Source organism: Acinetobacter sp. G18, assembly GCF_052660225.1.
Genome location: NZ_CP109658.1, coordinates 3,122,551 through 3,135,117, shown reverse-complemented (window position 1 = coordinate 3,135,117; position 12,567 = coordinate 3,122,551). Strand labels below are relative to the sequence as shown.

Annotated in this window: 10 protein-coding genes; 3 read left to right on the top strand and 7 right to left on the bottom strand. The window is 37.2% G+C overall.

The genetic code is table 11. The features are described from left to right. Positions 1-215: 215 nt before the first annotated feature. Both NE363_RS14825 and zapE read left to right on the top strand, forming a co-directional pair. Entirely contained in the window at positions 216-1,118 is a 903-nt protein-coding gene (locus NE363_RS14825) for an ArgP/LysG family DNA-binding transcriptional regulator (RefSeq protein ID WP_019457091.1), read from the top strand. Continuing rightward, positions 1,111-2,193: a cell division protein ZapE gene (zapE, locus tag NE363_RS14820; protein ID WP_445535347.1), complete on the top strand. Its 1,083-nt coding sequence runs from the start codon at positions 1,111-1,113 to the stop codon at positions 2,191-2,193. Before NE363_RS14825 ends, zapE begins: the two co-directional genes overlap by 8 nt. A 39-nt stretch (positions 2,194-2,232) precedes the next feature. Here the strand turns inward: zapE and NE363_RS14815 are convergent, their stop codons facing one another. Genes NE363_RS14815 through NE363_RS14800 form a run of 4 tightly spaced genes read right to left on the bottom strand, consistent with a single transcriptional unit; the run spans position 2,233 to position 6,631 of the window. Then, entirely contained in the window at positions 2,233-2,760 is a 528-nt protein-coding gene (locus NE363_RS14815; RefSeq protein ID WP_191012672.1) for a cupin domain-containing protein, read from the bottom strand. Positions 2,761-2,780: 20 nt separating this feature from the next. Then, positions 2,781-4,493, bottom strand: coding sequence for an FAD/NAD(P)-binding protein (locus tag NE363_RS14810; RefSeq protein WP_445535346.1), 1,713 nt, complete (start codon positions 4,491-4,493; stop codon positions 2,781-2,783). Positions 4,494-4,542: 49 nt separating this feature from the next. After that, positions 4,543-5,823 (bottom strand): pyridoxal phosphate-dependent aminotransferase, encoded by a 1,281-nt coding sequence (locus NE363_RS14805; protein ID WP_151741362.1) that lies wholly within the window; start codon positions 5,821-5,823, stop codon positions 4,543-4,545. 25 nt (positions 5,824-5,848) lie between these two features. Beyond that, a complete protein-coding gene (locus NE363_RS14800; protein ID WP_445535345.1) occupies positions 5,849-6,631 on the bottom strand; it encodes an iron-containing redox enzyme family protein in 783 nt (260 codons plus the stop codon). A 180-nt stretch (positions 6,632-6,811) separates the two neighbouring features. On the opposite strand from NE363_RS14800, the gene NE363_RS14795 reads away from it, so the two are divergent. Continuing rightward, positions 6,812-7,570: a sulfite exporter TauE/SafE family protein gene (locus tag NE363_RS14795; RefSeq protein ID WP_004703552.1), complete on the top strand. Its 759-nt coding sequence runs from the start codon at positions 6,812-6,814 to the stop codon at positions 7,568-7,570. A gap of 428 nt (positions 7,571-7,998) precedes the next feature. Here the strand turns inward: NE363_RS14795 and NE363_RS14790 are convergent, their stop codons facing one another. The 3 genes from NE363_RS14790 to NE363_RS14780 all read right to left on the bottom strand — a co-directional run bounded on the left by NE363_RS14790 (position 7,999) and on the right by NE363_RS14780 (position 12,449). Beyond that, a complete protein-coding gene (locus NE363_RS14790; RefSeq protein WP_077163843.1) occupies positions 7,999-9,282 on the bottom strand; it encodes a ribonucleotide-diphosphate reductase subunit beta in 1,284 nt (427 codons plus the stop codon). Between the two features lie 138 nt (positions 9,283-9,420). Next, positions 9,421-9,555: a hypothetical protein gene (locus tag NE363_RS14785; RefSeq protein WP_002120013.1), complete on the bottom strand. Its 135-nt coding sequence runs from the start codon at positions 9,553-9,555 to the stop codon at positions 9,421-9,423. A 56-nt stretch (positions 9,556-9,611) separates the two neighbouring features. After that, positions 9,612-12,449, bottom strand: coding sequence for a ribonucleoside-diphosphate reductase subunit alpha (locus tag NE363_RS14780; protein WP_134262098.1), 2,838 nt, complete (start codon positions 12,447-12,449; stop codon positions 9,612-9,614). Between the last annotated feature and the right edge of the window lie 118 nt (positions 12,450-12,567).

Below are 12,567 nucleotides of genomic sequence, written 5' to 3'. Positions count from 1 at the left end.
CCACCAATTTGGGAGTTAGATACTGCATTTTAATTAATATTGAATTTAATTAGGATTTTATTAGTTTTACTAATTAATTGCATGTGTGTTACTCATTTAATTAAAATAAATAATGATTATTTAGCAGAAGTAATACAATTGTAGTATTTCGTATTGCCATACCCATTACTATGATTAATGAATATAAATTTAATTAATATAGATAACATTTAAAAATGCTAGACAAAACTAAATGCGATGCCTTTTCGGCCGTCGTTGAAACAGGAAGTTTCGAAAAAGCTGGTAAAAAGTTATGTGTATCTCAGTCAGCGATTTCTCAAAGAGTTCGATTATTAGAGGAACGATTAGGGAATGTATTATTAGTGAGAGAAAGACCATGTAAACCAACACCATTTGGAGCTGAGTTATTTGCTTATCTTCAACGAGTGTCTTTATTAGAGAATGTTTTTTTAAAATCGGTCATCGATAATAATAAATTTAAGCCGTTACCCATTGCTGCGAGTATCGGTACATTTGAGTCATTGCTTTTCCCTATATTAGCCAAGTACTGTCTGTCTGAGGCTATTACAATAGATGTAAAAATTGATACGCTTTGTAATACCATCGAACTCTTAAAAAGAGGAGAGGTTCAGGCCTGCATTACTTCCGAGTCTGAGATAATTAGAGGGTGTACAAGTGTATATTTAGGTAATATGGTTTATTGCCTAGTTGCCTCAGAGAATTTTATTAATAAATGGTTTAAAAATGGAATTAATAGAGAGAGTCTGCGTTTAGCTCCTTTAGTTTTATTTAATGAAAATGAAAGAATATATTTCGATTTTTTAGAATCTAACTTCGGGCTCAAAAAATCAATGATTCCTTTTCATATTATTCCTTCAACTGACTCTTATATTTCTGGGCTTGCTTGTGATATGGGCTACGGAATAATGCCTATATGCAAGATAAATCAGGATTTATCGAATCAGGGCATAAAGGAAATTTCGAAAGAATATAGAATTAAGATTCCATTATACTGGCATCAGCTTTCTTATCTTTCTCCAGCAGTTTCAATAATGAATGATATTATTATTAAGCACTCAACAACAATCTTGGCTACCGTAGGGAATGAAGATGCTTAAGCATGAGGGTCAAAGTCCACTCGAGATATACAACTCTATGATTGATAATGGCGTTGTTCTTGCAGATCCGTCTCAGCGACAAGCTATTGAAACATTAAATGAGATTTGGAATAAAATTGAAAACCAGTCTAGTCATTTCTTTAGTCCCCAGATTAAAGGTCTATATATGTGGGGAAGTGTAGGAACAGGCAAGACATGGATTATGGATTTATTCTATAACTCTCTTAATTTTAAAAAGAAAATGAGAGTGCATTTTCATCATTTCCTAAAAGATGTTCACAAGCAGCTTATTGCCTATCGGGGAAATAAAGATCCTTTAAAGCTGATTGCTAATGACATAGCAAGCAACTATAAACTGATTTGCTTTGATGAGTTTTTTGTATCAAATGTTGCCGACGCAATGATACTTTCAAATCTATTTAATCTGCTATTTTCAAAGAAAGTGATATTGGTTGCTACCTCGAATATTGACCCGGAAGATCTTTATAAAGATGGTTTAAATCGTGATAGATTTTTAGAGACCATAGATCATATCAATAAGAATTGCACAGTCTTGAAAATCGGTAATCAACTCGATTATAGAACCATTAAAGAAAGCAACGCCAATGACCATTTCTATAGATTTCCATTAAATGAAGAATCAGAACAATGGCTTCATTCGGTTTACCAGCAGCTTACAAATAACCAGAAAGAACTCAAGACGAGCATTATGATCAACCATAGATCAGTCGAGGTTAAATCTTGCTATAAGAATGTGATCTGGTTCGACTTTGAAAACCTTTGCCGAGAAGCCAGAAGCCCAGCTGATTACATTGAGATAGCAACGCAATATGACTATGTGCTCATCAGTGGAATTGGTGATTTAACAGATAGAATTTATGATACCGTGAGACGTTTTATTTATTTGATTGATGAACTTTATGATCAAAAAATCAAACTATACTTTGCTGCTTCACAACCATTAAATCAATTATATAAAGGCGAGAAGCTTAAATTTGAATTTCAAAGAACGTATTCACGATTACAGGAAATGCAAAGCATAAGTTATAACAAGGAACTTCAAGAGCCTGCTTGAATATATAACGATGCTTTGCATGACTAACACGCAGTTGGATTAAGCAAAAAAGTACGATTTTTCTGGAAATTTTGCCTTATATCCATTCTGCAAAAATACTTCTAATGCTTGAATAATGTCGGCTTGTTCCTCTGTACTAATTTCCTTTTTTCTATTGTTTTTAAAGTCTTCAATAATATATTGAATATCAGCGTTATAGTCCTTAATAAAAATATCTGAACTCAGTCGAGTTTTAGGTTCAATATTGGCAAGTAGTGGTTCTATTTCTTCAATATTTTTAAAAAATTCAATACTAAATTCTCCAATTTGAAGAATGATATAACGGCTTTCAACCTCAATATCTTTATTTGCAAATCTGTGTCTAACATTGGGGGGAATTTGAAAAAAGTCGCCCTGATTAACAATATATTTCTGCTGCAAATCTGGTAACTCAACCTGAATAGCACCTTTTGAGCAGTACACAAGATCGGGGATATGAGTATGCTTATGAAACGGAAACAGGCTATCTTTTAAATTGCACAGCACTATCCTAATATCACGGTCATAACAAAACTGATGCATTTCCATTGATCATTTTCCTTGTCCGATTAACTAATTTTATAAAGTTGTTCTGGCGTAAATATGGGTTCACTGAGATGCTTTTGAAACAATTCAACCCAATCAGTCGAGACAGAATCAGCAGCATCAACAATCGCTTTGGAAAAGTTACGTTCATTCTGCCAGTATCGGGTAAGCACACCAAAAGAGTAAAAATACTCCGAGGGCTTTATAAATCCTCTACGGTTTTCCATCAGTTTGAAGGTCTCGAAGCCATCTAGCATCAAACCTCCAGTGTTATATTCATCCTCCATATTCGGGACAATATTCTTTTGCTCTAACAATGATTTAATCAATGCTGATGGATGTTTATAGATATCAAAATCTTGACTGATCGTATTCACCACAAGATCAAAATCAAATGAATGCCCTAGATCATCAGTGAGCTGTACATGGCTATCCATTATTTTTAGAGGTTTACTGTTATAGCCAAGTTTGAGTGATTGAAGTAGACCAGCTTCAAATAGGCATTTCAGCTTTTGTGCATTTTCCAGTGGGATTGGTACGGCAAGGCGAATGAATAAGTGATCAAATTCTTGGTCATAGCGTTTTTTATCATGACTGCTTAAATAGCGGTAAAACTTCATTCTTCGTACTTTAAGAATGATCATATTAATTAAGTCATTAAGCTCTTGGTGCTCCAGATCGTATTTCAACTTTTCATAAGCATTTGCAAATTTCAAGTTGCATAAGTCATTGAATGACACTTCACCATTCGTTGCATCTTTAAGCTCAAGATCAAGCAGATGAAGAATATCATCTAGTGATAAAACCTGATTTAAGTGCTGCTGCAACTCAGGGAAAGATTCATGATTGAAATACTTAAAGTCATAGTTAGGTTTATTGCCTCGTACCGCAGGGAAGTACCCTGAACGACTAGCAACATAGGCTTTGAAGTTTTTATCTGTCACGGCCTTCTGATAGCTTGAGAAGGCTCCATTTTCAGTTGCAAACGATCCTTCGCTAAATAGAGTGATGATGGTATCAACGCCACTAGGGCCCATACCGCGAACAAGAACATTTGGCTTATAATCTTGTTTCATAATGTCATTAAGTCTCATTAAGACTTTTTGAAAAGGATATGGTTTTACGAATAAACTCTGTTTGGAGTCTAAATGACTGGCAGTCCAGTGTCCGATAGTCAGCAACAGCTTAGAAAATCCTTTTAATTCAATGGTTCGATTTAAGTTTTGATTCTTAATAACTAAATTATAACCGCCTTTAGCCTCGTAGCCATCGATAGCTTCATAGCCATTGTAAACTTCAACTTTTATACGATTTAATTTGGCTAATTCTAGGTATTTTTTGAATCTATCATTCAGATAGATACCAAACAAAGCTCGAGGGTAAAAAGCGTTAGGATCGGGGAAGACTTGCGATTCATCAGCCAAAGATTTCTTATAAACTAGGTGGGGATAATGAGTCATCAGATGGTTTTTATTTTCTACCATCCAATCCACAAAGTCGTTATCCCAAAGCGACATTGAATGGGCAGGATTATTACACAAATGGCCAGCCAATAATTCGTCTTTGTCGTATGGATTCCCATGTCCCATAGATTCACGCATTTCAACAAGAGTAATAAAGCATGACTTATGATCAATCTCTTGATTTAGTAATTTTTTTACAAAGCTGATGAAGGTACACGTACCTGAGAATCCCATTCCAATGATACAGAACTTTTTCAAAGTAATATCGTCCATAAAAATGTAAATTCAGGAAGTTATAAATTAACTTCCTGAATAATATGAGTTAGTTCAATTTCTGAAGGGCTTCTTTAATACGTGCTGCGGCTGCCTTTAGAGTCACGGGATCACGTCCACAATTCATGCGAATGTAATGTCGGAGGCTATCGATGTTTTCACCAAAATGCATGCCTCCAATAGAAGCAACTTTTGCTGTCTCCAAAAGATATTGATCTGCTGAATCAAATCCTAGCTTTTGGATTTTGTCGCCATACTTTGACAAGTCTAAGAATAAGAAAAATCCACCCTCAGGCTCAGTCACTTCTAAACCAGTGCAGCTTTTCAAGTCTTCAATGAATGTCTGCATGTTCTGTCTGGCAACTACCGCACGTTTCTTTGCAACGTCATCCATGTATTCTTGCATTGCTTCATGTGTCGCAATTTGGGCATAAGTCGAAGCAAATGAGTTTAAATTCACCTGTACTTTTTCCATAACTTTAATCAGTTTGTCCGAAGCACAAATATATCCAGATCGGTCGCCGTGCATTCCATAGGTTTTACCGGGACCAGTGATATAAATGGTGTAGTCCCACATAGAGTGTGTTTGGTCTTTAAACTGCTGGGTAATATTTGAAATGTTTGCAGGCTTAGTATTCAAAATATGTGATTCATACGGACAATCAAAAAGCACATAGATTGGGCTTAGACCTTTTGATAAACGTTCTGCATTGGCAGTTAAAATCACTTTCGAAATCGACTCTAATTCATCACGAGTATAAATTTTGCCAGAAGGGTTTAGGCAGTCACCAAGAATGATAATTTTGGTCTTATCAGTAATGGTTTTTTCTAACTCAACTACATCAATCGCTTGGTTATAAAAGTCTTTGACATAGATTGGTTTAGCTTTACCTAAGTGCAATTCAATCATGTCTGCGTAATGAGGCCAGTTTGGTACTGGGTAAATCACTTCATCATCTGGATTTAGAAGTGTATGAAATACCACGGTGATAGCACCTTTAATACCGCCAGGAGTGACCATGATTTCAGTATCTGGATTGAAGCTGATGTCTCGTAAACGCTTCACACGCTCAGCAATAGCCTTTCGTAAGAAAGGGAAGCCTTTAACTGGGGCAAACTCATGGATAATTGCAGCATTATTTGAAATATAACTCTTAACTGCATCATCAATACCGCTATTGGTCTTTTCATCTAAAGTACCAATACTTAAATCAATGACCTGATCATCTGCGCTAGACTTTTTATTTAACTCTAAAATTTTCGCCTTAGTTCCGTGTGTAATTGATTCACGTAAATTCAAGGCTGCTTGTGAAATACCTAAGTTTTGCATTATGAAATCTCAAAATCCGTTTTAATTAAAGTGATACAGCTTGATCAAACATTGCATTCCACATCTTAAACTGGGCTTTCAATGTTTCATTTGCACCAAACTTAATCTCATCAAGGTCTTCTTGGTTATTACAGTTATTATGGACACACTGTTTAGCATCTTGAGCATGACGATCTTCGACGCCATTTTCGATATGGGCGTTAAAATAGACCTCAACTTTCTTAATGAATTCACTTGGATCAAGTTTTTTGTTATTGAATCGGAACGCTTCGCGGAATACGGTAAGCATCTTATCAGCATGGTTTTCTAGGGCCATGACTGCCCCCAACATGCGAGGATAACTACCCGTAATCAAACCTTGGATAGTATCTCGATACTGCAATGTCTCTGCGATGATTCGATCACTATTCTTAGCCTGTTGAACCTTCATCTCTGGAAGATTGTATTCTGCGGCGCCAAATACATTCAGCGCATTCTCCATAAAGATTTCATGACACTTGGCTTTTTCACCCATACCAGTTTCTTCACTTAAGATGTGAGTGAATAGGACTAGAGTGTCCATATCGTTTTCAAAAGCAGATCGCGAACATACATGAGCAATCCCTTTTACGGTTAGCTCGGTACGATAGAAGAAATTGTCACGAAATAAGATATATGATTCTGGCGTCCATGAAGTAGAAGTCAAATGCTTGAAATAATTGTTTTGGAAAATTTCATGATCATCCATTTTAGTAATGAATTCATCTAACTCAGCACTAATCGTTTCTTTACAATCAACATTTCCATTGATGATTACTTTAGAGTTCATTCTTGAATTATCCTTTTATAATGAAATTTATTTTTTACAGCGAAATTTTTATAACAAAGAAATAATCAAAAAAAATGAGTATTAAATATTTTAATGTTTGATAAAATTATCTAATATTTATGTGATAAATTATATTTTAGTGTAGTTTGGCTTGGTTAAAAATCAAAAATGGAATTTTAAATGTATCTTTTAGAAGATTTTTCAGTACTGCAACTTTCAATAATGTTAATAACAATAGTATGCTCTTATATTATTTTTGGAATGGTGGGTTTTGGAACTGCATTAATTGCGAGTCCTGTATTACTTAACTTTTTGCCTCTCTCACAAATTATTCCACTGTTAGCTTTACTAGATATGTTCGCTGCCATTTCGAATGTCATTAAAGATGGTAAGAAGGCAGACTTTTCTGAATTAAAATTTCTAATCCCACTTATGTTTGTCGGTAGTTTTCTTGGCTTTATACTGCTGATGAGAGTTAATGCAAGTTACGCACTTCTAGCATTTGGTATATTTACGCTTTTATATGCGATTTACTCATTAAGTGGCTTTAAGCCCCAGAAAAAACTAGAGAAAAAATTTGTTTTTCCTTTTGGATTATCTGGTGGTTTCTTAGGAGCCATGTTTGGTAGTGGGGGGTTTTTATATGCGATTTACCTCAATGGACGAATCGAAACTCCAGAAAAAATCCGTGTCACTCAAACTACATTAATTGGATGCAGTACGGTTTTTCGAGTCATTCTATTTACTACAGCAGGTGTGTATTTTTCGGATAACTTATTGTCACTTGCGCTTCTGTTTATCCCATCGATGTTGATAGGTGCGTTCATTGGTAAGCGAATTACACTCAAATTGTCTAAACAGCAATTCTTGAAAATTATTAATTTTATTGTACTGCTATCTGGAATATCGATTATTGTTAAATACGCTTTAACAGTATAGATTCATTATTATGGGTACCTAAACTAATTAATTTAGATATTAATAATTTTACTATTAAATTTATTTTATTTTTTAATAATGAAGGATGAATACATATACTGCTTTATAGAAAATGTTTATCAATACATTGATACCTGTAGTGGAATAAAATCAATTAATTAATATCCATTTATAAATTTTAATAGAGTGATAGTGGATTCTAAAAAAAGTAACTATAGAATCAGTAAAGTTTTCATTAAACTCATTTAAAATTAATTTGAGTGAAAACGTGGTAAGGGATACATATAGAAGCTGGAAATTTAATAAGATTACTGAAAATCTGCATATGTATGATCAAGATTTAGCCTCTTGAAAAAAGTTTAATAAATACAAGCCAAGAAAAAACCGCTAATAGATAGCGGTTTTTTCTTAATTAACTAAGTCGAAACTTACCAGCTTAACGCACCACCAGTTTGGTAGTCAGTTACGCGAGTTTCAAAGAAGTTCTTCTCTTTACGTAAGTCCATCATCTCTGACATCCACGCAAATGGATTCGTTACACCAGCAAATTGCTCTGGTAAACCTAACTGAGATAAACGACGGTTACAGATGAATTTCAAGTATTCTTCCATCATGCTTGCGTTCATACCCAATACACCACGTGGCATTGTGTCACGTGCATATTCGATTTCAAGCATAGTACCTTCAAGAATCATTTGAATGACTTCTTGTTGGAACTCGGCAGTCCAAAGGTGAGGGTTCTCAATCTTGATTTGGTTAATCATGTCGATACCAAAGTTCAAGTGCATAGACTCATCACGCAAGATGTATTGGAACTGCTCAGCAACACCGTTCATCTTGTTACGACGGCCCATACTCAAAATTTGAGTAAAGCCACAGTAGAAGAAGATACCTTCAAGTACACAGTAGAATGCGATCAAGTTACGAAGTAAACGTTGGTCGTTTTCAGGAGTACCAGTGTGGAAAGTAGGGTCACTTAAAGATTGAGTGTACTTAAGGCCCCAAGATGCTTTACGCGCAACAGATGGAATCTCACGGTACATGTTGAAGACTTCGCCTTCATCCATACCTAAAGATTCGATACAGTATTGGTAAGCGTGAGTATGAATTGCTTCTTCAAATGCTTGACGCAAAATATACTGACGGCATTCAGGGTTAGTAATGTGACGGTAAATCGCCAATACTAGGTTGTTTGCAACCAAAGAGTCCGCAGTCGAGAAGAAACCTAAAGAACGCATAACAATAGTACGCTCATCTTCGGTTAAGCCATTTTCAGACTTCCAAAGCGCGATGTCGTGGTTCATGTTAACTTCTTGTGGCATCCAGTGGTTTGCACACCCGTCAAGATACTTCTGCCAAGCCCATTCGTATTTAAATGGAACAAGCTGGTTCAAGTCAGCGCGACAGTTAATCATGGCTTTGTCGTCAACCTGAACGCGTTGCGCGCCCATTTCTAGCTCTTCAAGGCCAGGAGCAACGTCTAAATGTTCTAAGGCTGCAGAGGCTCTAGCCATTGTATCGGAGGCAACTGTTGGTCGCACGGAATGGGTTCCAGTGGATTGTGGAGCTGCCACGCTCGGCGATGATGGCTGCGCAGTAGATACATTCTGCGAATCTGGCGTTTTTTCCGGTTGGATGGCCGCAGACTTGTGTTCAGGTGCAGCCGGTTTTTGCGAATCATCTTCAAAATCGTCCCAACTAAGGATAGACATTTTTGTTCTCTCTTCGTTGTATATATCTATATTTGACATCTCTTAAACGAAGATGTCCCTACTATACGCTTTTAATGTGTAAACAAAATTAAGTTTTATTAAGGTATGACCAAATTTTGGGCCTTTGGTCTCTACTCACTACAACTTATTTTGCTTACGCTGTTGCTTACGTATCGTAATGAATGCGTAAACCATCGGCATATAAAAGAAAATAAAGGCAAAGATTAATACTCCAACACCAAGCATATAATTATGGCTGAGATGAGAAAGCATAATCTTTACCTCTTTTAAAATTGCTCTTTAGTGAAAAAGAGCAATTTTATTGAATGTTATTGGCAAGCTTCACAATCAGGGTTGTCGATTGAGCAAGCCATTGGTACAGGAGCTGCTTGGGTAAAGCCTTCTTCTTCAACCGCTGCTTCAGGTTTTTTCGCTTCTACGACCGGAGCCGCTGCAGGTGCTGCTGCTTCTACAGTTGCAGGTTTAACCGCGTTCAACGCACCTGTGTTAATTGTAGATTTTTCAGCAGAGGTTGCACCTAAAGCTCGGAGGTAATAAGTCGTCTTAAGACCACGTAACCATGCCATCTTATAAGTGATGTCAAGTTTCTTACCGTTTGCACCAGAGATGTAAAGGTTAAGAGACTGTGCTTGATCAATCCATTTTTGACGACGTGATGCAGCATCAACGATCCAACGTGTATCTACTTCAAACGCAGTAGCAAAGATTGCTTTTAATTCTTCAGGAATACGAGCAATTTTTTGTACTGAACCTTCAAAGTGTTTAAGGTCGTTAACCATTACTGTGTCCCAAAGACCACGGTCTTTCAAGGCACGAACAAGGTAAGGGTTAATAACAGTGAACTCACCAGACAGGTTAGATTTCACATATAAGTTTTGGAATGTTGGCTCAATAGACTGAGAAACACCACAAATGTTAGAGATGGTTGCCGTTGGAGCAATTGCCATCACGTTTGAGTTACGCATACCGTCTTTTTGAACTTTGGCACGTAAAGTGTCCCAGTCTAAACGTTGAGTACGGTCAACTTCGAACATGCGCTCTGGACGAGATTTCGCAACAATTTCTAAAGAGTCGATTGGAAGGATACCTTGATCCCACAATGAACCTTTGAATGTTGAGTAAGAACCACGTTCAACAGCCAAGTTGCTTGAAGTTTCAATCGCGTAGTAGCTAATCACTTCCATTGATTCATCTGCAAAATCAACAGCAGCGTCTGAACCGTAAGCAATACCCATTTCGTATAGTGCATCTTGGAAGCCCATGATACCCATACCCACAGGACGGTGTTTCAAGTTAGAGTTTTTCGCTTGTGGTACAGCATAGTAGTTAATGTCGATAACGTTATCGAGCATACGTACTGCTGTTTTAATTGTGCGAGCTAACTTCTCACGGTCTAACACACCACCTTGAACGTGTTGTACAAGGTTAATCGAACCTAAGTTACATACAGCAATTTCGTCTTGATTTGTATTCAAGGTAATTTCAGTACATAAGTTAGATGAGTGAACTACACCAACGTGTTGTTGAGGTGAACGTAAGTTACATACATCTTTGAACGTGATCCAAGGGTGACCAGTTTCAAACAACATAGAAAGCATTTTGCGCCATAAGTCTTTAGCACGTACTTTCTTGTGTAGCATGTTAGTTTCTTTCGCTACAGACTCATAGTAAGCATAACGCTCAGCAAATTCAGCACCAGTTAAGTCGTGCAAGTCTGGAGTTTCAGAAGGGGTAAAGAGTGTCCATTCACCATCTTCAAATACACGTTGCATAAACAAGTCTGGAACCCAGTTCGCAGTGTTCATGTCGTGTGTACGGCGACGGTCATCACCGGTATTTTTACGAAGCTCTAAGAACTCTTCGATGTCTAAGTGCCAAGTTTCTAGGTATGCACATACAGCACCTTTACGCTTACCACCTTGGTTTACGGCAACAGCAGTATCGTTCGCAACTTTCAAGAATGGAACAACACCCTGAGACTTACCGTTTGTACCTTTAATATAAGAGTTCAAGGCACGTACAGGTGTCCAGTCATTACCTAAACCACCAGCCCATTTAGAAAGCATCGCGTTGTCACGCATCGCGCCATAAATGTCATAAAGGTCATCGCCAATCGTTGTTAAGTAACAACTTGAAAGCTGTGGACGTAATGTACCTGAGTTAAACAGGGTAGGCGTAGAAGCCATATAGTCGAAGCTAGACAATAAGTTATAGAACTCGATTGCACGCTCTTCTTTATCTTGCTCATTGAGTGCAAGACCCATTGACACACGCATGAAGAATAATTGTGGTAATTCGAAGCGAACGCCGTTTGAGTGAATGAAGTAACGGTCAAATAGAGTTTGTAAACCTAAGTAGGTAAACTGATTAGAGCGTTCTGGTTGAATTGCTGCTGCTAATTTTTCTAAGTCGAAGTCAAGCAAGTCAGGTGAAAGCAAATCAAGCTCTACACCTTTTTTCAAGAATGCTTCGAGTGCATTGTTTTCAGCAGTATCAGTTGGTAGACCTAAGAAAGCTAAACCTGTACCCACTAATTCATTACAGAGCAAACGTGCAGTTACGTAAGTGTAGTTTGGTTCTTGTTCAATACGAGTACGTGTTGCCATCATCATGGTTGTAGCAATATCGCTTTCTTTTACGCCGTTATATAAGTTTTTAACGGTTTCATCCACGATCGCTTGAACGTCAATACCTTCCAAACCTTCAGCTGCTTTAGAAACTGTAGCTTGTAATGCACTTAAATCAAGTGGCTGAAGCTGACCGTTCGCGTCAGTAACTTGTAAAGTAGGGTGGTGGTTTGAGTTTGTTTGCTGACGAGCGTTAGCGCGTTGTTCACGGTAAATCACATAAGCGCGGGCAACTTTTTGTTCCCCAGTACGCATTAAAGCAAGTTCTACTTGATCTTGAATTTCTTCAATGTGGATCGTACCGCCCGATGGTAAACGGCGAGTAAATGTATTTAAAACCATTTCCGTCAACTGGGTAATACGGTCGTGAATACGGCTAGAATCCGAACTCTGTTGACCTTCCACAGCAAGAAAAGCTTTACCAATCGCAACAGAAATTTTATCTGCATCAAATGCAGCAACATCTCCAGTGCGTTTAATCACCTGAATTTGACCGGGAGTCGAAGTAATTACGCTCATGCCAGCATAGCTCCATTGTCACTTTTGTTATGTTCATAGACCGTTTGAACCGAGCAAAAAACATGCCACGATATTTGAGGGATAAACACAAGACTTAGTAGTTAAAGTTTATTTTCAA

Excerpts from the sequence above, each read along its gene's own strand:
- NE363_RS14825 (WP_019457091.1), top strand. The coding sequence starts at position 216 with ATGCTAGACAAAACTAAATGCGATGCCTTTTCGGCCGTCGTTGAAACA.
- zapE (WP_445535347.1), top strand. The coding sequence starts at position 1,111 with ATGCTTAAGCATGAGGGTCAAAGTCCACTCGAGATATACAACTCTATG.
- NE363_RS14815 (WP_191012672.1), bottom strand. The coding sequence starts at position 2,760 with ATGGAAATGCATCAGTTTTGTTATGACCGTGATATTAGGATAGTGCTG.
- NE363_RS14810 (WP_445535346.1), bottom strand. The coding sequence starts at position 4,493 with ATGGACGATATTACTTTGAAAAAGTTCTGTATCATTGGAATGGGATTC.
- NE363_RS14805 (WP_151741362.1), bottom strand. The coding sequence starts at position 5,823 with ATGCAAAACTTAGGTATTTCACAAGCAGCCTTGAATTTACGTGAATCA.
- NE363_RS14800 (WP_445535345.1), bottom strand. The coding sequence starts at position 6,631 with ATGAACTCTAAAGTAATCATCAATGGAAATGTTGATTGTAAAGAAACG.
- NE363_RS14795 (WP_004703552.1), top strand. The coding sequence starts at position 6,812 with ATGTATCTTTTAGAAGATTTTTCAGTACTGCAACTTTCAATAATGTTA.
- NE363_RS14790 (WP_077163843.1), bottom strand. The coding sequence starts at position 9,282 with ATGTCTATCCTTAGTTGGGACGATTTTGAAGATGATTCGCAAAAACCG.
- NE363_RS14785 (WP_002120013.1), bottom strand. The coding sequence starts at position 9,555 with ATGCTTTCTCATCTCAGCCATAATTATATGCTTGGTGTTGGAGTATTA.
- NE363_RS14780 (WP_134262098.1), bottom strand. The coding sequence starts at position 12,449 with ATGAGCGTAATTACTTCGACTCCCGGTCAAATTCAGGTGATTAAACGC.